This window comes from Enterobacter sp. E14S (assembly GCF_055666685.1).
The window spans coordinates 1-271 of sequence record NZ_JBVODQ010000036.1 but is presented as its reverse complement, the minus strand read 5'-3'; the positions used below and the strand labels follow the sequence as shown (position 1 = coordinate 271).

Genomic DNA, 271 nt, shown 5'->3' with positions numbered 1-271 from the left:
TGAGTGAACATACGTAATTCATTACGAAGTTTAATTCACGAGCATCAAACTTAAATTGAAGAGTTTGATCATGGCTCAGATTGAACGCTGGCGGCAGGCCTAACACATGCAAGTCGAGCGGCAGCGGAAAGTAGCTTGCTACTTTGCCGGCGAGCGGCGGACGGGTGAGTAATGTCTGGGAAACTGCCTGATGGAGGGGGATAACTACTGGAAACGGTAGCTAATACCGCATAACGTCGCAAGACCAAAGAGGGGGACCTTCGGGCCTCTT

1 rRNA gene is annotated in these 271 nt (G+C 50.2%); it reads left to right on the top strand.

Features of this window, described 5'->3' with window-relative positions:
• Positions 1 to 52: 52 nt before the first annotated feature.
• A 16S ribosomal RNA gene (locus tag ACZ6J2_RS21885) occupies positions 53 to 271 on the top strand; the annotation flags it as partial.